This is a genomic window from Neolewinella antarctica (assembly GCF_011927835.1).
In the GTDB taxonomy this organism is placed as follows: domain Bacteria; phylum Bacteroidota; class Bacteroidia; order Chitinophagales; family Saprospiraceae; genus Neolewinella; species Neolewinella antarctica.
The window spans coordinates 1,061,203-1,082,553 of sequence record NZ_JAATJH010000002.1 but is presented as its reverse complement, the minus strand read 5'-3'; the positions used below and the strand labels follow the sequence as shown (position 1 = coordinate 1,082,553).

The window sequence follows — 21,351 nt, the reverse complement described above, 5'->3', positions numbered from 1 at the left end:
CTGAGGAACTTAGGCGGGTTAAACAACTCAAAATTTTGCCTAATGCAAACAAAACCGTACTTTCTTTCTCTGCTCATCCTTATCTTACTTTGCACCGGCGTCCGCGCCCAGACGATCCCGATTGAGCTGAACCTCGCTACGAGCAACGACATGACGATCACCGAAAGCCCCACCGGCACTTACGTGATCAACACCATCGGCGGTGACCCACGCATCCGTGCCACCAAACTTACCACCACCTTCGACCCGGAAACGGTCTATGTGCTCAGCTTCGAATACCTCGCCCCCGCCGGGCTGGATGACCTACAGATATTCTACGGCCCGCCCATTAATGGTACCCAGCGCATTGACTTTGGCAGCTTGCCGGAAGCACCGACCTACCGCACCTTCAAGGCGTTCATGAAAATCGAATCGCCCAACTGGAATGCCTCCTTTACCGACTTTCGCTTCGACTTCGGGGTCACCAGCGGGCAGGACATTACCGTCCGCCAACTGGAACTGCGTGCGCCAACCGACCGCGAAGTCATTCCCTTCACGCTAAATCCGGTCGCAAGTAGTGGCGCGGCTACGGTCACCGACAACGGCGACGGCAGTTTCGACGTGGTCACTACCGGCGGAGACCCGTGGGTACGCAGCACGGTGATCGGTGAGGTGTACAACCCAGATTCCGTATTCGTGCTTTCGTACGACTACACGACCACCAGCGGATTAAATGACTATCAGATCTTTTACGGTAACCCACCGTCGCCGCAGCGCAAGATCGAATACGGTGCCATTGCCCCAACCGCCGCCACGCGGACCTTCACGACCGTATTTAAAGCCGAAGTAAATAACTGGGACCAGTTCTACGAACAGTTCCGCTTCGACTTCGGCAGCGCGGCCGGGTTGAACATCCGGGTGAGCAACTTCCTGTTGCGCGAGCCCACTAATGCGGAGCGGAAACTCGTCACGCCACCCGCCGATACCGTCGTGCTCGAACTCGACGTCAACTTCACCAGCGGTTTTCTCACCGCCACCGAGCCTTCTCCACTGGAGTACGATTTGGTTACCGTCGGCCCCGATCCGTGGATTCGCTCGAAGCCCGTTACCATCGGCTACGATACCGACGAAACCTATATTTTCGAGTTTGACTACAAGGCTACGGGTGACTACAACGAACTGCAGATTTTCTACGGGCCGCCGATTAACGGCAATTTCGCGCTGACTACCGAGCCCATCCCGGCGGCGGCCGACTGGACGACCTACACCATCAACCCCAAATTACTGGTCGATAACTTTCAGACCGGCGACTGGACTAACTTTCGTTTCGACCTGGGCCGTGGTGAAGACCCCGCTGTTTCCAAGACTTTCAATATCCGCAACCTGATCATTCGCAAGCCGACGGCGGAGGAAGTCGTTATCGAGCAGAACAGCGACAAGATTCGTAGCGGGAAAGCCAACGATGCGTTTCTGGCTTACCTCGCCGAGACGTTCCTCGACACCGTCAATACCGTCAACGTAGATATGCAGAACGTTTCCCTGGGCGGGGCCGCGGGTGCCGGGTCCCGTTTCCTAGTCGAAGTGCTACCGGAGGAGTACGGTTTTGACCGCAACACCTTTGCCACCGTGCTGCCGCTCACGGTAACCGACGGACGGTGGGAAGCGACCCTACCCCGCTACGTCGACCTTATCGAGAACGGACGGAGCCGGCAGCGCGACCGTATATACTCCCGCTGGGCGGTGGCCGAGCAAACCGGAGCCGACACCTACGTCCTGACTTCTTTCATGAAGTGGCCGACCGACGTTCTCGACGCCGCGATCAACAACCGTGAAGAAAACAAAGCGCGGACGCTGAAGGGGATCGACGGCCTGACTCCCGGCAGTATGTCCATGTTCAGCGACCTGGAAGACCTGGAGATCACGAGCATGAAGATCAACTTGCTGATCCAGGCAATTTTCAGTTTAGATACGACAACTATGTCCCACGTGTTCAACGGCAAGAAATACGGGGTCAACCGCAATTTTGTTAATGGCCTGGACATGCGGATCAAGGCCCTGACGGACGCTGACATCAAGACGACGCTGGTGTACCTGGTTCCCTTAAACCAGATCAGTGATACGGTCCGCACGCTATTTACCCACCCGGACGCCAGCTTAGGCAACTACAGCATGGCCAACGTCACCAGCGCCCAGGGCGTGGAGTACTACACCGCCATGACCGACTTTTTGGCCGAGCGCTACAGCCGTCCGGATAGTCTTTACGGCCGTCTCGATCAGTGGATCGTCCACAACGAAGTGGACGCCCACACCGACTGGACGCACGCTGGTGAAAAGCCCGTCGACCTGTACACGCAGATTTACGACCGGTCCATGCGCCTGGTCCACTACACCATCCGCAAGCACGACCCGACGGCCAAGGTATTTACCACCTTCACCAAGCACTGGAATAGCATCGCCGGCGACTCGCGCAATTTCCGTTCCGTCGACGTACTGGATCGCCTGACCGACCTGATGACCAAGGAAGGTGACTACGAGTGGGGCATTGGCTGGCACAGCTACCCGACCAACCTGGCCGACCCCCGCGTCTGGCTCGACCCCATCCCACGCACCCGCCTCGATCTGTTGACGCCCGAGATCACACCCCGCAACTTGGAGATGATCGACGTCTACGTTCGCCAGAAATCCGTGCTTTATAACGGCAAGAAAATCCGGACCGTCCTGTTGAGTGAGAATGGCTTTAATTCTAACCCGGATTCACCTAACTCCAGCCCCGGCAAGCAAGCCGCGGCACTGGCTTACTTCTGGAAAAAGGCGGTTAACAACCGGTTGCCCTCCATCGAAAACATCCAGCTACACCGCTGGGTAGACTTCCCCACCGAGGGTGGCATTCTCTTCGGCCTGTGGACAACGAAGCCGGGCACGCGCGGTGATTTTGAAGAGAAGAAAGTAGGCTGGTTCGTGTGGGACGCCGCCGGCACGCCCCAGGAGGAGGCTGTTTTCGCCCCGTACCTCGATACGGTTGGCATTTCCGACTGGTCCGAAATTCAGTTTACCGTCGCTTCGGAGACTACGCCCTACCCCGCCGAGATTGCCATCAACTGCCCGGGTGACCCGACGACGCTGGTCATGAGTTACAACGGGGAGAAAAAGATCCCGGACGCTAACGGCATGCTCCAGTACTTCAACGTAGCCTCCGACGTAGCGCAGCCTTACGTAATTAGCCGGGATGGAGAAGTGCTGGCCAGCGGCCGCCTCGACGTCACCGGCCCGACGGATACGACCCTGAGCCTTTGCAGTTTACCCGTCAGTTGGCTCAGCTTTTCGGCCGGTGCGCGGGGGAAATTTGCCGCGCTCGATTGGACGACGAGTTTTGAGGACGACAACGATGGTTTCACCGTAGAACGCTCAGCAGACGGAGCCAATTGGTCCGCCCTCGGCCGGGTGGCCGCCAGCATCAGCCCGAACGACCAGGCTTATGCCTACACCGACCGGACGCCGATTACCGGAGACAATTATTACCGCATCATCCAGACTGACTTCGACGGGCAAAGTACCGTCTCACCGGTGCGCCGGGTTCAGTTCAGCGGTACCCCGGGCACGTTCACGGTATTCCCCAACCCGACGACTGGGCTGATTCGTCTGGAGCTTCCCGCCGGTTTTGAATTACGGCGTTTGGAACTGATTGACCCGCTCGGCCGCGTAAGCGAGCTAGCCTTTGCGACCGGAGACCGCAACGTGCGGCTCCCCATCACCGCTACGGGCACCTACGTGCTGCGAGCCGTTGCGCTTGATGGCGCGCTGCTTACGGGCAAGGTGGTTCTCCGCTAGGTCCGTACCCGTATTTATCTGATGAACTCACAATTAGTAAACCCCTTCCCCCGGAGACACCTCCGGGGGAAGGGGTTTACCCGTACAAAAATTAAGACCGTGTCGATATTAAAAAGAATCAATCTCTGCTGCCTGGTCCTAGCACTACCGCTACTTAGCCTGCAGGCGCAAACCATTCCGCTTGCGTTAGACGTGGCTACGGCAAATCAGCTGTCAGTCACCGAAAGCCCTACCGGTACTTACGTACTAAGCAGTACGGGCGCCGACCCTAAGATCCGCAGCGTTCAACTTCCGGCCGCTAGTTATGACCCGGATCAAGTTTACGTCATCAGCTTCGACTACGTTGCCGCGGACGGGCTCGATGGGCTCCAGATTTATTACGGGACCCCAATTGCGGGCGCCCGGTCGGTGACTTTCGGCAGCCTATCCGCCACAACTAGTTACCGGACGTTCAAAGCGTTCATGAAGATTGAGGCGGCAACCTGGGACGAGGCCTACCGAGATTTCAGGTTCGATTTTGGCAATTCCAGCGGCCAGGAAATAACCCTGAGGAATTTACAGCTGCGGGCGCCGACGGCCACCGAAGTTATTTCTCTGCGGCTCGACCCCGCCAACGTGAGCCCCTTCATTACCGTGACCGAACCCACGGCGAACAACTATGACATCACGACCAGTGGTGGAGACCCCTGGGTCGGGACGGAGACGATTACTACCGTTTACAATCCGGATTCAGTTTACGTGCTGTCATTCGACTACACTTCCACCAGCGGGCTTAATGACTTGCGAATATTTTACGGTGAGCCCAACCCCGCCCGGGCCATCGATTACGGCCGGTTGCCCGCCGCAGCCACGCGCACTAACTTTAAATCCTTACTAAACGTGGACGCGGTGGGCAAATGGACGGAATTTTTCGAAACCTTCCGGTTCGATTTCGGCACCACGGCGGGGCTCGATATTCAGGTCAGCAACCTAGTACTGCGCGAACCCACCAACGCGGAACGCAAGCTCGCACCGGTCTTGGTTGAAACCGTCAGTGTCGAACTAAATACCGCGCTAACGAGCGGCAACCTAAACGCAACGGAAGACGCACCGGGTAGCTACACCCTCACGACGACGGGCCCCGACCCTTGGATCCGCAGCAAGCAAATCACGGAGCGCTACGACACCGACTCCACCTACATTTTGGAGTTTGAATATCAGGCGTCCGCCGAGTACAATGAGTTGCAGATTTTCTACGGCCTGCCCCCGAACGGTGTGAGGAGTTTCACGACCCTCCCCGTTGCCGCGGCCGCTACCTGGACGACCTACACCATCAATACCCGCCTCGAATCCGATAACTTTGCGGATAGCGACTGGACGGATTTCCGGTTTGATTTTGGCCGAAGAGAATCCACCACCGACGAGAAGACTTTTTTGATTCGGAACATCACCTTGCGCAAGCCAACCGCCGCCGAGGTGGTAGCGGAGGAGGACAGCGATAAGCTGCGTAGCCGCCGCAACAATGCGGAGTTCCTGGCTTACCTGGCCGCTGATTATCCCGATTCCGTTGCCGCCGTTGACGTGACGATGGAAGAGGTAACGATCGGGGGTACGGTGGGCGCGGACGCGGGCGCCAGGTTTTTGGTGGAGATCCTACCGGAGCAGTACGGATTTAACCTCGATACTTTTATCACGGCACTTTCACTCACCCCGGTAGGCGGTGCGTACGAGCAAACCCTCGACCGTTACGTGGCCCTCATTGAGAACGGCATCAGCCGCCAGCGCGACCGGCTTTACTCCCGGTGGGCCGTGGCTACTCCGCTTGGTAACGACCGTTACGAGCTGGCTTCCCTAATGCGTTGGCCGACCGGCATTGTAAAAATCGCCAACAACAACCAGCCCGAAGACAAACAGAACGCCCTCAAGGGTCTGGAAGGGCTCAAGAACGACAACACGGATATGTTCTTCGACCTCGAAGACCTCGACGTGAAGGCACACCGTATCGGCCTGCTGCTGCACGGTCTTTACCGGCGGGACACCACCGGGATGACCTTCCGCTTCAACAACAAAACGTACGGAGTAAGCCCCAACTTCATCAACGGCCTCGACGAGCGGGTTAAGCTCCTGACGGACGCCAGCATGAAAACCTCGCTCACCATCCTGTGCCCCCTCAACAACGTACCGGCATTCATCAGCGACATCTTTACCCACCCGGATGCGCGCACCGGCCTGTACAGCATGGCCAACGTCACTTCCGCCGAAGGCGTGGAGTACTATACCGCTTACGTCGACTTTTTGGCCAAACGCTACAGCCGGCCCGATAGTCTCTACGGAAGGGTTACTCAATTCATCATCCACAACGAAGTGGACGCCCACACGGAATGGACCCACGCCGGCGAGAAACCCGTTGATCTTTACGTGCAGATATACGACCGCTCCATGCGCCTCGTGTACCTCACCGCGCGCAAGCACAACCCGACCTTTAAGGTATTTACCAGCCACACCAAGCACTTTAACAGCAAGCCCGGCAGTAACGAGAACTTCAGGGGCTTAGATATCCTCAACCGGCTTACCGATTTGTCCAAGAAAGAGGGGGACTACGAATGGGGCATCGCCTGGCACAGTTACCCGACTAACCTCACCGACCCCCGCGTCTGGAACGACCCCATCCCCCGCACCCGCCTCGACTTTCTCACCCCGGAAATTACCCCGCGCAACATCGAAGTGATCGATGCCTTCGTGCGCCAGAAAGACCGCCTCTACAACGGTAAGAAGGTGCGCACCATCATGCTGAGTGAAAACGGTTTCAATTCCAACCCCGCCCTGGCCGGCGGTAGCGAGACCAACCAGGCGGCGGCCGTCGCCTACTTCTGGAAAAAGGCGGAGAATAAACGCTTACCGGCCATTGAAACCATCCACCTGCAGCGCTGGGTCGACTTTCCTACCGAGCAGGGTATTTTATTCGGTCTCTGGACGACGGCGCCCGGTACGCGTGGAGAATTCGACACCAAAAAACTGAGTTGGCAAGTCTGGGCCGACGCCGGCACGGCCAACGAATCCGGCACGTTTGATCCTTACAAAACCACCATTGGCATTGCGGAGTGGTCGGAAATCCAGTTTAATTTTGCTAGCGAGACGACGCCCTACCCCGTTACCATGGAAATCTCTTGTTACGACCCAACGATGGAAACTATGGTCAGTTTTAACGGCGAGCGGAGAATGCCACAACCGAATGGCAGCGTCAATTTCTACAACGTGGCCTCCAACGTGGACCAAGCGTACGAAGTGTTCGTTGACGGCAATCTCGCCGCTAAGGAACAAGTGTCCGTAACCGGGCCAACCGACGTTGCGGTCGACCTCTGCTCGCTTCCGGTAGAGTGGCAAACGTTCACCGCAGAAGCACTGACGAAGACGGCCCGGCTTATTTGGTCCGTTTCCCCAGAAAAGGAGAACGCTGGCTTTACGGTACAACGTTCCGCTACCGGATTAGCCTTTGCGACCATTTCCGAAGTGGCCGCCCGGCCGGTCATGGAGCCCCAGAACTACGAAGTGACGGACCCAAATCCACTGCGCGGAACTTCTTACTACCGTATTGTACAGACTGACTTTGATGGCCAAGCGGTGACCTCTCCGGTACGACGGATCGACTTTGGTGAATTGACGCAGGAATTATCGATATCACCGAATCCGAGCAGCGGAATTGTCACCCTCCGCTTACCGGGTAACTTCGTTGCGGAACAGTTGCAACTCATCGACGCAACGGGCCGGGTCACCGAGGTGGATCTGCCCGGAGAATCTGGCCAGTTAGCCCTCGGAAATGTGCCGGAAGGCGCGTATGTTTTGCGGGCTATTGCTCGGGATGGGACGGTTGTTAGTGGTAAGCTTGTTCTGCGGTAAGGTTTGGTCTGTGGTCTAGGGTTTGTGTTCTAGAGTCTTTGGTCTAGGGTCTGTGGTCTGTGATCTGTAGTGACTAAAAACTACAGACCCTAGACCTCAGACCTAAACCCATTCACTCTTCCTCCACCCCGAGTTCCAATCGCGCGCCAAGTAGTTCCCGCATGTGGTGGGTCTCGCCGAGGGCCTTCGTCGTGGTGATGCCTTGGGCGTAAATCTGGTCCGCAGTGAGCGGCTCGCCCATTTTTTCGAGAAGTTTACCGAGGTGGTAGTAGGTGCCGGGGTCGTTGGGGTGCTCGCTGACGATGCGCTCGTACACTTCCCTGGCACCCGCGTCCGCGCCCGCTTTTTCGTGTTCTTTAGCGAGGGCGAAGAGAAGGAAGGAGTCGTTGGGGCTCCCGGTTAATAAGGAGATAATCTGATCTTTGCGGCTCATTTTATGGTCTGTAGTCTACGGTCTGGAGTCTTCCAATTAGTGGGTGCATATTTGCGGCCGCAAGATACTACCGCCCAATAGATCGACCATGACCTATCCAGAAACGCTTGATTACCTATTTACGCAATTGCCCATGTTCCAGCGCCAGGGCGCGGCGGCGATGAAGAAGGACTTGACGAATATCCGAATATTACTCGACTGGCTGGGCAACCCCCACGAGCGGTTACCGTGCGTTCACGTGGCGGGGACGAACGGCAAAGGGACGGTTTGCCACCTGATCGCCGCCGCTTTGCAGCAACAGGGTTACCGGGTAGCGATGTACACGAGCCCGCACTATAAGGATTTTCGGGAGCGGATCAAAATTAACGGGACCTTCATTCCGGAGCAGGACGTGATCGATTTTACGGCACGGTTGCGGGATGCGGGGTTATCGGTAGATGCCAGCTTTTTTGAAATCACCGTGGCGATGGCTTTCGACTACTTTGCGCGGGAAGCACCGGACTTTTGCGTGGTGGAAGTTGGCCTCGGCGGACGGCTGGACAGCACGAACATCATTACGCCGATCCTTTCGGTCATCACCAACATCGGGCTGGATCATACGCAGTTCCTCGGAGAGACTTTACCGGAAATTGCGGGTGAGAAGGCGGGCATCATTAAGGCGGGTGTGCCGGTGGTCGTCGGTAAGCGCCAGCCGGAAACGACGTTGGTTTACACTAGGAAAGCCAGCGACAACAGTACCACACTGAACTTTGCGGAAGACAGCTACGAATGGCGCCCCACCCCACCAGCTAAACCGTCTACCGATTCCGATTACCATCTCTACGCGCATGGCGAGCCGCAACCGATCCCGTTCTCCCCCGGCAGTCTTAAGCAAAGCCCTACGCAGCGAGAAAACATGATTACGGCACTAGTTTCGTTAGCTGAATTAGCGGAACGCGGACTTTATAAAATGGATTTTCGGGAACTAGAAACCGCTTGGTTACGATTGGGAGAACTCACGTATTACATCGGCCGCTTTCAAACCCTTTCCAAAGGTGATGGCCCTCTTTGCCTAGCCGACAGCGCCCACAACGAGGACGGGCTTCGGCAAACTATTCCCTGGCTCCTGAGCTATAACCGGCCGCTGCACGTCGTCCTCGGTATGGTGAGCGATAAGGACCACGGTAAGGTGCTGACCCTGTTACCACCGGCGGCACGCTACTACTTCGTTAAAGCGGATATTCCACGTGGATTACCAGCGACGGAATTACAAGAAAAAGGAAAAGAATTCGGCCTGGTGGGTCAGGCTTACCCCTCGGTTGCGGCAGGCTACGCGGCGGCGCGGGCGGAGGCTACGGATGAGGAGTTGGTGTTTGTGGGGGGGAGCATTTTTACGGTGGCGGAGGTATTATGAAGCTTCGTTACAGCTGATCAATACCTGCTTAAGAAGAGCTGGACTAACCCAAAAGCCGTTGGAAATCATCTCACGAATTACGGGCGCTACCCGCTCAATTTTGCCCCGCTGCTTAGCTAGGAGCAAAATACCTATCGTTCCGATTATCTCGATACCAAGCTTCTCCGCTACTCTTCTCCCTTTGAGTTCGTCAATGACAAGTAAGTTCGCGTTGTGTTCGAGTGAAAGCGCGATGGCCTCCCGCTCGCCGCTGTCTAAACTTGCATCGACCAGTTCGATGTCAAGTAATTTTTCTGAATATACGGTTAACCAATCGCTACTCGTCGTGGTCAATTCTTGAAGATGCATCGCATCGAGTTCAGTTTTGACCGCATTTGGAATTATCACCGTACCAAATAAACTCCTTAATAGATTTAAACGCCCTACCTGTAACAGATTCGTAATTACGGTGGTGTCACTGACTACAATACCCACGGCTCATCTTTGATTCTTTCGATAGTTGCCAAGTCCTCCTTGAGCTCTTCGATACCGTAATTACGCGGTATCTTCCGCGCACCCAAGGCACGCTGAAATTCCAAATGATTTAACCCAGCAAAATTTCTAGCCTTTCCAAAACTCAACCGTTGATCGCGGTAAGCGGCGCAGGCTAACTCCAGCCGAATTTCTTCTTCGGTCCAACCCGTACGTACGCTAAACTCACTGAGTGTCGTGGCTGACATAGTTTGATGATTTCTACAGGTAACGAGCTAAGCCTCAGACTAGTTGCGCATTTAGTCCTTGCCCCACTTCAACACCGCCGCCGCCCACGTAAAGCCAGCACCGAATGCCGCCAGCACCACCGTATCGCCCTTCTTGATCCGCCCCTCGCGGTAAGCTTCGTTTAGACAGATAGGAATCGTCGCCGCCGTCGTGTTGCCGTATTTCTGAATGTTGTTGTGCACCTGGTCGTCGCGCAAGCCCATCAGTTTTTGCACGAACTGGTTGATACGCAGGTTGGCCTGGTGCGGGATGAGCATGTCTAGGTCTTCCACGCCCAGGCCGGCCTTCTCGAGCGTCTCCTTGATGACTTCCGGGAACTTGGTTACGGCCATTTTAAAGACGGCCTGGCCTTCCATGTGGGGAAAAATGCGGGCCTTATCCAGCATGTCCTGGTTCCAGAAAACGCCGCCGTAGGGGGTGTTCTCTAAGTTGTAGTCTACGTCAAAACCTTCGATGGCGTACTTGTCCAGAAAGTAACCGCCGTGCGCGCCGGGGTACATGTAGGCGAGCTTTTCAGCGTAGGTACCGTCGGAGTGCATGCTCGTGGCCAGCACGGCGTGACTTTCGTCCTCCGTCGCTTCCACGATCACGGCACCGGCCCCGTCGCCGAACAGCACGGAAACATTGCGGCCCCGGGTGGTGAAGTCGAGCCCGACCGAGTGGACCTCGGCGCCGACGAGCAGAATCTTTTTGTAGGTACCGGCCTTGATGAAGTTATCGGCCGTAGCCAGGCCGTAGACGAAACCGGAGCACTGGGCGCGGATGTCGAGCGCGGCAATCTCCGTGCCGGCAATGCCGAGTTCGCGCTGCAGAAGAACGCCGGCACCGGGAAAGTAGTAATCAGGGCTGAGGGTGGCGAAGATGATGAAGTCGATGTCGTTCTTATCGATTCCGGCGTCTTTGATCGCGTTCAAGCTCGCTTCGACGGCGAGGCTGGTGGTGGTTTCTTTCGTGCGGTCGATGTAGCGACGCTCCTCGATGCCGCTCCGTTCGCGGATCCATTCGTCGCTCGTTTCCATGACCTCCATGAGGTCTTTATTGGTAACGATATTTTTGGGTACGTAGTGGCCAATTCCGGTAATCGTGCTAAGCGGCATGAGTTGCTGTTGAAAGATGGTAAGGCCGCGAAGGTAAGTTATTTTGTGATGACCCCTGGGCCGTTCATCGCGGAGCAACCTTTTGCTACGGGGATGGCTTACGTTGTCTCCCCAAAGCCAGTTTTAATATGTTAGATACGCTCATCGTCGGGGCCGGGCAGGCGGGCCTCGCCGCAGCCTACTACCTTAAACAAGCCAAGAAAGATTTCCTGGTCATCGACGCTCACGCGCGGGTCGGCGATAGCTGGCGGAAGCGTTGGGAAGGGCTGGAGTTATTCACGCCGCAGCGTTACAACCGATTACCCGGCCTGACCCCTCCGGGTGGCGACAGGAAGTTGATCGACCGACTCGAAGCGGCGGATTACCTGGAAGCGTACGCCACTCATTTCTCGCTCCCCATCCAATTACATTGCACCTGCGTCAGCGCCAAAAAAGCAGCGGCGCGGGGTGGTTACTGGCGGATCGAAACGAGCACGGAAGTTATCGAAGCGAAGAACTTGCTCCTGGCGACCGGCGCTTACAAGGATGCCTACATTCCAGCACAAGTCAGCAATACTTTTCCTCAGTACGTCAAAGAGTTACACTCCTCGGAAGTGACCAGCGTCGAAGCGCTAATCAACGGACCCACTTCGGTGCTCATCGTCGGTGCGGGTGCCAGTGGCCAACAACTCAGCAGGTTATGCGCGGACGCGGGTGCAAAGGTGACTTTGTTGGGGCCAAAGGTCAGTAATCTTCCGCGGACCTTGCTGGGGAAAGATATTTACTTCTGGCTCTACGCGTCCGGCACCATGTCACTGCGCACGGACCAATTCCCCGGAAAGCTACTTGCCCCCGACGGTAAAGGAATCGTCACCGTTGGGGAGCAACCGCTGCCCGCCACGATCGATCGCCAACCCCATCACCTGCAGGAATATTCTGACGGCCGTCTGCGTTTGCGTACCGCCGACGAAACCTACCAGGAACTAATCCCTTGGCCCACCCCCGGCCACCGGGGCATCGTCATTTGGTGCACCGGGTACCGCAATCATTACCCATTCCTACCGCCCGAGCTGCTCGATGGCGCGGGCGACCCGGCACACCGGGGCGGCATCAGTACGGTCGATAAATCCGTAGCGTTCCTGGGGCTAGAAAACCTGCGTCGCCCCAGTTCCTCCCTGCTGGGCGGGGTCGGGAAAGATGCCGGAGAAGTAATTACCGCGCTGTTGGGTTAACGCCCTACCCCCACGGTGGCCGGAAGGAGACACCATAAGGAGTACCTTTACCCACGAGGACACACACTATGAACAAACACCTTCCGACCAACAAAGACTGGGTTCTGATCACCGGCGGTAGCCACGGAATTGGCCGGGCACTGACGCTGGAATGCAGCCGACGGGGACTAGCCGTCGTAGTGGTCGCCCTACCCGACCGGCACCTAGAAAATGTGCGGCAAGAACTACGTTCCACCCCGGGGGCTATTTTCGAAACCATCGGATTAGACCTGACCGCTGCTACCTCAATCGGTGAAGTAGTCAGTACGCTGGAGGAGCGGCGCGTACCACTTAAGTACCTCATTAATAACGCCGGTTTCGGACGGGGCGGCCTGATTGAGCACACGCCCTGGGCGGAGTACCTCACCATGATGCAACTCAATAACCAAGTGATGGTGGGCCTAACGCTAGCCCTACTACCGCTACTAAAACAGCAACGGGGCGGAATCATGAACATGAGTAGCATGGAGGCGACGCTCCCCCTCCCCTACAAAACGGTGTACACTGGCACCAAAGCGTTCGTCTATAATTATTCCCTCGCGCTGCGTCAGGAACTACGGTACTACGACGTCGGCGTGACGGTGCTCTGCCCCGGGCCCGTCATCACGAACGAGGATGGGCTAAAGCGCGTCGAAGCCATGGGGAACCTCGCAAAGGTGCTGGTGACGATGCCGGAAGACATTGCCCCCGGCGCGGTCGCCGGGTTCCTGAAGAACAAGGACGTCATCCGGCCCGGTTTGCTGGTCCGGGCGATCCTCGGCTTTGCTTACGTCGTCCCCCGCGGCGTGAAGATGCGCATCCTGGAGCGCCTGTTTTCCAAGTACCGGGAGGCGCCGCAGCCGGAAGAAGCGGACGTGCGCACCGAGCAAAACGTACCGGTCGGTTAACCCAGATCAAAGAACTCGATGCCCAGCATTTCTTCCGTCACGGACCAGAGAATTTGCGCTTCGTCACGGTCGTAGGAGCTGGAGTAGCTTTTCTTCGGTGCGGAATCGTCCCAGTAGAGTCCGGACTGCCCCTGCACGTCGGGTGAAGTAGCCAGGTAAATACTAGTGGCCGCGCCCTCCGCCGGAGATTTGTTACCGCTCATCCGCCGCCGCACTTTCCAGGCGATGCCGTGCAACCACGTATTCCCCTTCAGGCCGATGTCCGTCTGCACCAAACCCGGCTGCACGACGTACACGGCGGGGAAATGCTCGTCTGGCCGTCGGCGTTCGTATTCGTAGCCGAACAGTACGTTGCCCAGTTTACTCTGCGCGTAGGACCGCAGCCCGTGGTAATTGTTGGTGAGGTTGACGTCGTCGAAAGCCATCCCCTTCACCTGTTTGTGGCTATCCGACCCGACGATAATGATGCGGGGCTCCGCCGAAGCGTGCAGTAAGGGTAGCAGTAAGTGGCTCAGGTAAACCGGGGCGAGGTGGTTTACCGCAAAGGTTTTCTCGTGGCCTTCGGCAGTTAGCTCCAGTTTAGAATTCCAGACGCCGGCGTTGTTGATGAGGACGTCCAGCCGCTTGTTCCGGCTCCGAATCTGATCGACCAGTTGTCGGATGTCACCGAGGCTACTCAAGTCCGCAAACGCCGCCTGCAGATCCGCCGTGGGCGACCGTTGCAAAATCGTCCGCACGGCTGTGTTGGCCTTGTCGGCCGACCGCGCGTGGACGATCACCTTGTAGCCGCGCGCGGCGAGGTCCTGCGCGGTGGCGAGGCCGATTCCGGAGCTGGCACCGGTTACTAGGGCTATTTTGGACATTTTTGGTGGTCTGGGGTCTGGGGTCTGGGGTCTGGGGTCTGGGGTCTGGGGTCTGGGGTCTGGGGTCTGGGGATTAAGTGTGAAAATTGGTAAAAGGATGCAGAGGTTTGGGGTTTCCTTCGTCAATTTCTCTCTGTACGCTAAGCCTCGGTCGTTTTTTGTAGTTCTTCGAGCTGTTCTTCTACGCCGCGTAGTTTGCCCCGGCAGGCGGCTACGAGTGATTCGGCACGGGCGATGCGCGCGTGGAGTTGGTCGATATCGGCGGGGACTTCCTGCAGTTGGGCGAGAATTTGCTCCAGTTCGGTGACGGCTTCCTGGTAGGTCATTTGTTGGGGGTTAGGGGATATTAGAAGCGAACGTTCATCAGGCCACAAATGTCCTTCACCTCCCGGAGCGTTTCCTGGGCGCGTTTGCGGATTTCGTAGGAAGACTGTTTGACCTGATTTTTGACGGCTTTGCGATCTTTTTTAAGCTCGGCGAGGTTGTTGCGGATTTCACTAGAGATAGCAACCAAACCGTCGGCGACTTCCTTTTTTAGGTCAGCGTACTGCAAAGAACCCTGTTCGTAGTCTTGCAGGAGGGAGGCGTGGGCTTCTGTATTCCCGCTAGCATCGAGCAGGCTAAAGAGGTTACTCACTCCGGGCGACATGCCCTCTCCGCTAGCTACTGGGGACGTCGATCCGCTGTCCGTCACGGCGGAACCCACCTGCTTACGAATACGCTTCTCATCGGCAAAAACGTCGATGTTGTGCTTGTCACCGAGGCTGGCGCTCATTTTCCGATCGGGGTCGGCGGTACTCATCACTTTCGGCACTTTGGTGTACAGCCCTTCCGGGATCGGGAAAAATTCTTTGCCCGCGAAGTTATTGAAACGCTGGGCGATGTCGCGCGTCAGTTCGAGGTGCTGCTCCTGGTCCTTACCGACGGGCACGATCCCCGCCTTATAGATGAGGATGTCCGCCGCCTGGAGGGCGGGGTAGGTGAATAAACCGGCGGAGATGAACCCCTGGTCGCCCGCTACGTCATCGCGCGAGCTTTTGTCCTTGAACTGCGTCATCCGCGACAGTTGGCCGTAGCTCGTGAAGCAGTTCAGAATCCAACCCAGTTCCGTGTGTTCGGGGACGAGGCTTTGCAGGAAAAGATTTTCCGGCTTGATGCCGCAGGCCAGCAGGTTGAAGCAGATGTCCCAACTCTGCTCGGCGAGCTTTTTACCGTCGAACGGCATCGACATCGCGTGGTAGTTCGCGACCATGTACAGGCAGTCGTATTCTTGCTGCAGGCGGATCCAATTCTCCACGGCACCGAAGTAGCGGCCAAAATGCAGCTTGCCCGTGGGTTGGATGCCGGAAAGGATGGTATTATTCTTACTCATGGGGGCCAAAGGTAAGCGGTGGCGATGTTTGCCCGTTACCTACGGAACAAACTTTCGTGACCACGCGCCCAGCCGTCGGGTATACGCAAATCGACCAGTCGCCGGTAAGCCGATTTTCGCCAAAATGGTCGGCCTAGTCCACTTTGTCCCAGCGCAGCCGCAGCGTACCGTCCACTTCGGGGACGTTCAGGTTGAAGTTGTTGTTGGTCAGTTTCTGGATCGTCCCCGACCAGCGGAAAGCCAGTACGCCGCTGTCGAGGAAAAAGTCAGCGTCGAGGGTGAATTCTACGTCGTCGTCGAGGTCGCGCAGGGCGTCGAGGAACCACGGGCCGGAGAAAAATCGGCCATCGCCGGAGAAATACTCCACCGTGCCGTCGGGATAAAAGACCACTTCATCGCCCGCGTACTCATCGGTCACGTTGGTGTTGAACAACGCGCCGTCCTCGTCGAAAACGGCCCGGTCGATCACCCAGGTACCGATCAGTCGGTCTTCGCGGTTGGCGACTTGGTCCTGGATGGAGCAGCCGGTGGTTAGGAGTGCGCTAGTTATTAGGTAGGTTAGGATGATTCGTTGCACGGTGCTGGATTTTTGTGCTCCTAAAATCGTGTTTTACGGCGATCCTTTGCTGACGTTTAGAGACTTTAGCGCGCCATTAACGGCCGTGCGGTCGGTCTCTTAAGGAATTTATGATTGTCGGCGGTACGTAGGCCCCGAGCACGTAGCTGCGCGAGTTGGGCGTGGTCGCACGAAATTAGTGTGGGACTAGCGGCGCGGTCGCCCCGACTAAGTGCGGGACTAGCTACGCGTCGCGGGTGCAAAGTTTTATGTGGGGTAGCGATGTAGTTGGACAATCGACACCAGCTAACGAAGCGTTAAAATCCGGCGCAATATGTCCTCACCGGAAAAAGTTACTTTTGCGTACATTTTCTACCTGGCGCGCCGTCTTCGTCTCCGCGCGCCAAATTCCATTCGAATGAACGTTACCCGTCGTCCTATGCCCTTACTCAGAACGCTTTACCTCACCGCCGCTTTCGTGCTGACCGCCGCCGCCCTCACCGCCCAGGCTGATTCCGACGTACTCTTTACCGTCGATGACACGGACGTCACCGTCGGAGAGTTCAAATACATTTACGCAAAAAGTAACGGTGATGAGGCCGACTACAGCAAAGCCAGCGTCCAGGAGTACCTCGACCTCTACGAGCGCTTCAAGCTCAAAGTCGCCCGCGCCCGCGCCATGGGCCTCGACACGATTTCCAGCCTCCAACGTGAACTCGAAGGCTACCGCAAACAACTCGCCGACAACTACATCATCGACCGCCAGGTCACCGACAAGCTCGTCGAGCAACTGTACGAGCGCCAGCAAAAGGACGTTGAGTTCAGCCACATTTTCTTCAAATTCACCGGCCAACCCACGCCGGCCGATACCCTGGCTATGTTCACTAAGGTAGCTGGCGTGAAAAATGACGTTACGCCCGAAAACTTCGCGGCCAAAGCGGCGGAACTGAGCGACGACGGTTACTCCAAATCGCGGGGCGGCCGCGTTGGCTTCGTAAACGCACCCTTCCCCAAAGGACTCGGAAACCTGGAAGCCGCTCTGTACACAAGCCCGGCCAACACAATCATCGGCCCCATCCGAACCTCCAGCGGCTACCACCTGGCCACGAAACTCAGCGAACGCCCCGCTTACGGTGAAATGGAAGTCGGTCACGTACTGGTTCGCAAGGAAAAAGGCACACCGATGGGCGGCCCCGTCCCCGCCAAGATGCAGGAGGCCAAAGCCATGATCGACGCCGGGGAAGATTTTGCCCGCGTCGCCGCCGAGCTTTCTGAAGATCGCGAAACGAAGAACAACGCCGGTTATCTTGGCTTTTTCGGCATTAATTTTTACGACCCCGCTTTCGAGCAAGCAGCCTTTGCGCTGGACACCGACGGAGCCATTAGCGACGTAGTCGAGACGCAAGCTGGCTACCACCTCATCCGCCGCGTTTTTCGCCGGCGAGCCCTTCCCCTCGATGACGTTCGCCCCTTGCTGGAAGGTAAGATCAAGCAAGACCCCCGCTTTACCGACGCAAAAAAACGGCTGCTGGACCGTACCAGAAAGGACGCAAACTTGGTGGAGCAAAGACCTGCTTTACGGGCCTTCACCGCTAGCCTCGACGACGTTCAATTTGCCGGTGCACGCTGGGAACCGACGGAATCGACGGAAAACCCCGTGCTCTACACCATGGACGGTGGCCAACGGGGGACCGTTGCGGACTTCCAGCAGTTCATCCTCAAAAACAGCCGCCTGCGCACCGGCCTCGCCCGCAGTTCGCAAGCCACCACGGCCAGCGTAGTCGATCAGCTCTACGGCGACTGGCTCGACGAGGAAACCATCAAGTACGCCGAAAGCCGCCTGGAAAAAGACTACCCCGATTTTGCCGCCCTGATGCGGGAATACCGGGAAGGAATTCTTCTCTTCGAGGCGACTAAGCTGGAAGTCTGGGACAAGGCCACCGACGACACCAGCGGCCTGGCCAGTTTCTACGAAAACCACCGCGACGACTACCAGTGGGAGAAGCGGGCCGAGGTGAGCAGGTACGTCGTTAGTACCAAAGCTGACCTCGACGTCAATCAAGTGCTTGACTTTACGAAATCCAACGACCCTGCGGCGGTAACCACCAAATTCAGGACGGATGCCATCGAGATAACCACCGATAAGTACGAGTACGACCGCCTGGCAGACATGGAGATGCTCAAGCCGGAAGTCGGTAGCGTCAGTATGATTAAGAATGATTTGCGGGACGGGACGTCGACCTTTTACAAGGTCGAAAGCCTCGTACCCGCCGCGCGCAAGGAGCTGAGCGAAGCCCGTGGCTACGTGATTGCCGATTATCAGGACGAGCTAGAACGGCGGTGGGTAGAGCAGCTGCGGACGGAGTACCCAGTAAAAATCAATAAGCGCGTTTTGAATAAAATCATCCAGTGATACGACACGGCTGGCCCATTCTACTCTGCTTTTTGGTATTCTCCCTGGCATCCTGCGACAGCGCCGAAGAAAACCTCGGCGACCAGGTCGTGGCCCGCGTCCACCAGAAGGAGTTGCGCCTCTCCGAGCTCTCCGGCATGTTCCCGCGCGACGCCACGCGGCAGGATAGCCAGCTCATCGTGCAGTCATTCGCGAGCCGCTGGACGAAGGACGCCTCCATGGAATGGGAAGCCGAACGCAACCTGCCGGCCGACCTCAACATCGACCGCCTCGTGCGCGATTACCGGGCCAGCCTCGTGAGTAGCCACTACGAAGAAGCCCTCGTCGGGGCTAAACTGGACAGCGCGATCACGCAGGACCAACTCACCACCTATTACGAAGAAAATAAGCAGCGGTACTTGCTGGAGCGGCCCATCGTGCGCTGTCTCCTGCTACGCGTCCCCTACCCCCTACAGGAAGAAGCGGAACTGCAGGCGTTGTGGAACAACGGCAAGATTACCGACACCATGGCGCTGGCCAATTACGGCGAACGCTTCGCCGAGGTAGCGCTGTTGAAACCCGACGACTGGTACAGCCTCGACGACATCATCACGCAGTTGCCCAAGGGCGTGCTGACGGTTAAGAACGTCAACCATAAAAAAGAATTTTCGCTCCAGGAAGGAAGTTACCGTTACTACTACCGCCTACTGGAAGTGAAGCCCCGCCTCGAAGTCGCTCCGCTGAGCTACGTCGAGGATCAAGCGCGCAGTATGATGATTCAGAACCGGAAGCTGGACGTGCTGGAACAGGCGCGGGAAGACATCTACCAGCGGGAACTACGGAAGAAAAACGTGGAAGTTTTTTCCCTAGAGGAGTAATGAGTGTCGGCACTTTGACTGAGCGTAAATCAATGATGGATTTGGGAGTGTTGGGCAAATGTGGCAACCAACCCCGGCCCAATTCAACGTGTCCTATGCTAACGTAGGTCGAGGGCCTCTGGCCCGAACTCCGATAGCGATCGGGGGTACGGTAACGCTACCACTGTTGCCTTCGGGCCAGAGGCCCTCAACCTAGGCGAAAGCGCCCCTGATGCTGAAGTCCGGCCAGAGATCCTTAGCCCAGGCGAAAGCGCTACCGGTGCTGAAGCGCGACCAGCGGCCCTCGACCCGGGCAAAAGCGATGTTAGATTCCGTACCTTTGCGCCCGCGTACAAACCCCAACCGTATGAAATTTATCTCTTCTCTCTGCTGCACCCTTGCCCTGGTCACCTTTAGCTACGTGGCCACCGCGCAGACCGTGATCGATCAGGTGATCGCCCGAATTGGCGGAGAGTATATTTTGCTGTCGGACCTGGAAGAGCAGTTCGCCCTATCGGAGAGTCAGTCCAACGATAGCCTACCGGCGAGCGCGCGCTGTCAGATCCTGGACCAGGTCCTGGTGAGTAAGTTGCTGTACAACCAGTCGAAGCTCGACAGTATCGAAATCACCGACGCCGAAGTCGAGTCGCAGCTGAACGCGCGGATCGACCGCATCCTGAGCTACATGAACGGCGACATCAACCAGTTCGAAGATTACTACGGTCAGTCCATCACGGCCACCAAGGAGCAGTTCCGGGAAGACTTGCGCGAGCAGATTTTGGTGGACCGGATGCGGGGCACGGTCGTCCGTGAAGTAAAAGTGACGCCCGCCGAGGTGAAGAAATTTTTCGCCGACATCCCGCAGGATAGCCTGCCATATTTCAACTCGGAAGTAGAAATCGGCGAGATCGTCGTCCTACCGATCGCCAACAAAGCCACTAAGAAGACAACTATCGAAAAATTGGAGGGCATCGCGGAGATGATCAACACCGGCGAAATGACCTTTGAGGATGCCGCAAAAAAGTACAGCCAGGACGGCTCCGCGCAAGGCGGTGGCGACCTGGGTTGGACGAAGCGGGGAAAGTTCGTGCCGGCCTTCGAAGCCGCCGCCTATAACCTCGACCCGGGCACGATGAGTGGCGTGGTGGAATCGGAATTCGGCTACCACCTCATCAAGCTCAAGGAGCGGCGGGGCAACACCATTCGCGTTAGTCACATTCTGATTCGGCCCGAAGTGACGGAAGAAGACATTGAAAAGTCCCGCAGCTTCCTCGACAGCGTCGCCACGCTCGTCAAGATCGACACCTTCAATTTCAGCTACGCCGTCAAGCGGTTCGGCTACGACAAGGTGCAGAGCTACAACAACGACGGGCGCATGACCAACAGCGTCAGCGGCAACACCTTTTTCGAAACGGGCGACCTCGACCCGGATATTTACTTTGCGATCGACGACATGGAGCTCGACAGCCTGAGTGGCGTCATGGAATACCGGGGCCCGAGCGGGGATAACCTACTGCGCGTGGTCCAGCTGCAAAGTCGGACGCAGCCCCACCGCGCCACGCTCGCGCAGGATTACGCCAAAATTCAAACCGCGACCAAGCAGGCCAAGCAGCAATCATACCTGAGCGACTGGATCGAAGGAAAGATCGGTACCACCTTCATCAGCGTCGACGAGCGGTACCACGGGTGCCCCGCAGTTCAGGACTGGCTGGCGGATAGCCGGCAGGTCGGGGTGCGGCCGTAGGAAGAGTCTTGGGTTGGTCGCGGTGGACCTGGGTATGGATTAATCGACAACTTGGATTTATCCGT

At 57.0% G+C, this 21,351-nt stretch carries 17 protein-coding genes; 8 read left to right on the top strand and 9 right to left on the bottom strand.

Features of this window, described 5'->3' with window-relative positions; genetic code table 11:
* The first annotated feature begins 42 nt into the window (after window positions 1-42).
* Both GGR27_RS09540 and GGR27_RS20440 read left to right on the top strand, forming a co-directional pair.
* Window positions 43-3,807 carry a DUF5722 domain-containing protein gene (locus GGR27_RS09540; protein WP_168037185.1) on the top strand — a complete coding sequence of 1,255 codons (3,765 nt, stop codon included), beginning with the start codon at window positions 43-45 and terminating at the stop codon, window positions 3,805-3,807.
* A 99-nt stretch (window positions 3,808-3,906) separates the two neighbouring features.
* Window positions 3,907-7,683: a DUF5722 domain-containing protein gene (locus tag GGR27_RS20440; RefSeq protein ID WP_168037184.1), complete on the top strand. Its 3,777-nt coding sequence runs from the start codon at window positions 3,907-3,909 to the stop codon at window positions 7,681-7,683.
* A 112-nt stretch (window positions 7,684-7,795) separates the two neighbouring features.
* Here GGR27_RS20440 and GGR27_RS09530 read toward each other — a convergent pair whose 3' ends face one another.
* The gene (locus GGR27_RS09530) at window positions 7,796-8,116 is read right to left on the bottom strand and encodes a tetratricopeptide repeat protein (RefSeq protein WP_168037183.1); all 321 of its coding nucleotides are present in this window, start codon (window positions 8,114-8,116) and stop codon (window positions 7,796-7,798) included.
* An 88-nt stretch (window positions 8,117-8,204) separates the two neighbouring features.
* Here GGR27_RS09530 and GGR27_RS09525 point away from each other — a divergent pair, with 88 nt between their 5' ends.
* The gene (locus tag GGR27_RS09525) at window positions 8,205-9,509 is read left to right on the top strand and encodes a bifunctional folylpolyglutamate synthase/dihydrofolate synthase (RefSeq protein WP_168037182.1); all 1,305 of its coding nucleotides are present in this window, start codon (window positions 8,205-8,207) and stop codon (window positions 9,507-9,509) included.
* Here the strand turns inward: GGR27_RS09525 and GGR27_RS09520 are convergent.
* The 3 genes from GGR27_RS09520 to GGR27_RS09510 are packed head-to-tail and all read right to left on the bottom strand — an operon-like array spanning window position 9,504 to window position 11,365.
* Complete coding sequence (locus GGR27_RS09520; protein ID WP_168037181.1) at window positions 9,504-9,983, bottom strand: DUF3368 domain-containing protein; 480 nt, start codon at window positions 9,981-9,983, stop codon at window positions 9,504-9,506. The two genes, GGR27_RS09525 and GGR27_RS09520, sit on opposite strands and share 6 nt — an antisense overlap.
* Complete coding sequence (locus tag GGR27_RS09515; protein ID WP_168037180.1) at window positions 9,971-10,228, bottom strand: UPF0175 family protein; 258 nt, start codon at window positions 10,226-10,228, stop codon at window positions 9,971-9,973. The genes GGR27_RS09520 and GGR27_RS09515 overlap by 13 nt, the downstream gene beginning before the upstream one ends.
* 51 nt (window positions 10,229-10,279) lie before the next feature.
* A complete protein-coding gene (locus GGR27_RS09510) occupies window positions 10,280-11,365 on the bottom strand; it encodes a beta-ketoacyl-ACP synthase III (protein ID WP_168037179.1) in 1,086 nt (361 codons plus the stop codon).
* A gap of 128 nt (window positions 11,366-11,493) precedes the next feature.
* Here GGR27_RS09510 and GGR27_RS09505 point away from each other — a divergent pair, with 128 nt between their 5' ends.
* Together GGR27_RS09505 and GGR27_RS09500 are read left to right on the top strand one after the other, a co-directional pair.
* On the top strand, window positions 11,494-12,576 hold the full coding sequence (locus GGR27_RS09505; RefSeq protein WP_168037178.1) for an NAD(P)-binding domain-containing protein: 1,083 nt from the start codon (window positions 11,494-11,496) through the stop codon (window positions 12,574-12,576).
* A gap of 68 nt (window positions 12,577-12,644) precedes the next feature.
* The gene (locus GGR27_RS09500) at window positions 12,645-13,502 is read left to right on the top strand and encodes an SDR family NAD(P)-dependent oxidoreductase (RefSeq protein ID WP_168037177.1); all 858 of its coding nucleotides are present in this window, start codon (window positions 12,645-12,647) and stop codon (window positions 13,500-13,502) included.
* Here the strand turns inward: GGR27_RS09500 and GGR27_RS09495 are convergent.
* From GGR27_RS09495 to GGR27_RS09480, 4 genes are all read right to left on the bottom strand, one after another.
* A complete protein-coding gene (locus GGR27_RS09495) occupies window positions 13,499-14,365 on the bottom strand; it encodes an SDR family NAD(P)-dependent oxidoreductase (protein ID WP_168037176.1) in 867 nt (288 codons plus the stop codon). The two genes, GGR27_RS09500 and GGR27_RS09495, sit on opposite strands and share 4 nt — an antisense overlap.
* Window positions 14,366-14,505: 140 nt before the next feature.
* The gene (gene xseB, locus GGR27_RS09490; RefSeq protein ID WP_168037175.1) at window positions 14,506-14,691 is read right to left on the bottom strand and encodes an exodeoxyribonuclease VII small subunit; all 186 of its coding nucleotides are present in this window, start codon (window positions 14,689-14,691) and stop codon (window positions 14,506-14,508) included.
* Between the two features lie 20 nt (window positions 14,692-14,711).
* On the bottom strand, window positions 14,712-15,737 hold the full coding sequence (trpS, locus tag GGR27_RS09485) for a tryptophan--tRNA ligase (RefSeq protein WP_168037174.1): 1,026 nt from the start codon (window positions 15,735-15,737) through the stop codon (window positions 14,712-14,714).
* A 133-nt stretch (window positions 15,738-15,870) separates the two neighbouring features.
* The gene (locus GGR27_RS09480) at window positions 15,871-16,314 is read right to left on the bottom strand and encodes a hypothetical protein (protein WP_168037173.1); all 444 of its coding nucleotides are present in this window, start codon (window positions 16,312-16,314) and stop codon (window positions 15,871-15,873) included.
* A gap of 313 nt (window positions 16,315-16,627) precedes the next feature.
* Here GGR27_RS09480 and GGR27_RS09475 point away from each other — a divergent pair, with 313 nt between their 5' ends.
* Window positions 16,628-18,706, top strand: a complete 2,079-nt coding sequence (locus GGR27_RS09475; protein WP_168037172.1) for a peptidylprolyl isomerase — start codon at window positions 16,628-16,630, stop codon at window positions 18,704-18,706.
* Window positions 18,703-19,563 (top strand): hypothetical protein, encoded by an 861-nt coding sequence (locus tag GGR27_RS09470; RefSeq protein WP_168037171.1) that lies wholly within the window; start codon window positions 18,703-18,705, stop codon window positions 19,561-19,563. The genes GGR27_RS09475 and GGR27_RS09470 overlap by 4 nt, the downstream gene beginning before the upstream one ends.
* Window positions 19,564-19,755: 192 nt before the next feature.
* Here the strand turns inward: GGR27_RS09470 and GGR27_RS09465 are convergent, their stop codons facing one another.
* Window positions 19,756-19,905 carry a hypothetical protein gene (locus tag GGR27_RS09465; protein WP_168037170.1) on the bottom strand — a complete coding sequence of 50 codons (150 nt, stop codon included), beginning with the start codon at window positions 19,903-19,905 and terminating at the stop codon, window positions 19,756-19,758.
* A 4-nt stretch (window positions 19,906-19,909) separates the two neighbouring features.
* Here GGR27_RS09465 and GGR27_RS09460 point away from each other — a divergent pair, with 4 nt between their 5' ends.
* The gene (locus GGR27_RS09460) at window positions 19,910-21,286 is read left to right on the top strand and encodes a peptidylprolyl isomerase (RefSeq protein ID WP_168037169.1); all 1,377 of its coding nucleotides are present in this window, start codon (window positions 19,910-19,912) and stop codon (window positions 21,284-21,286) included.
* Window positions 21,287-21,351: the final 65 nt, after the last annotated feature.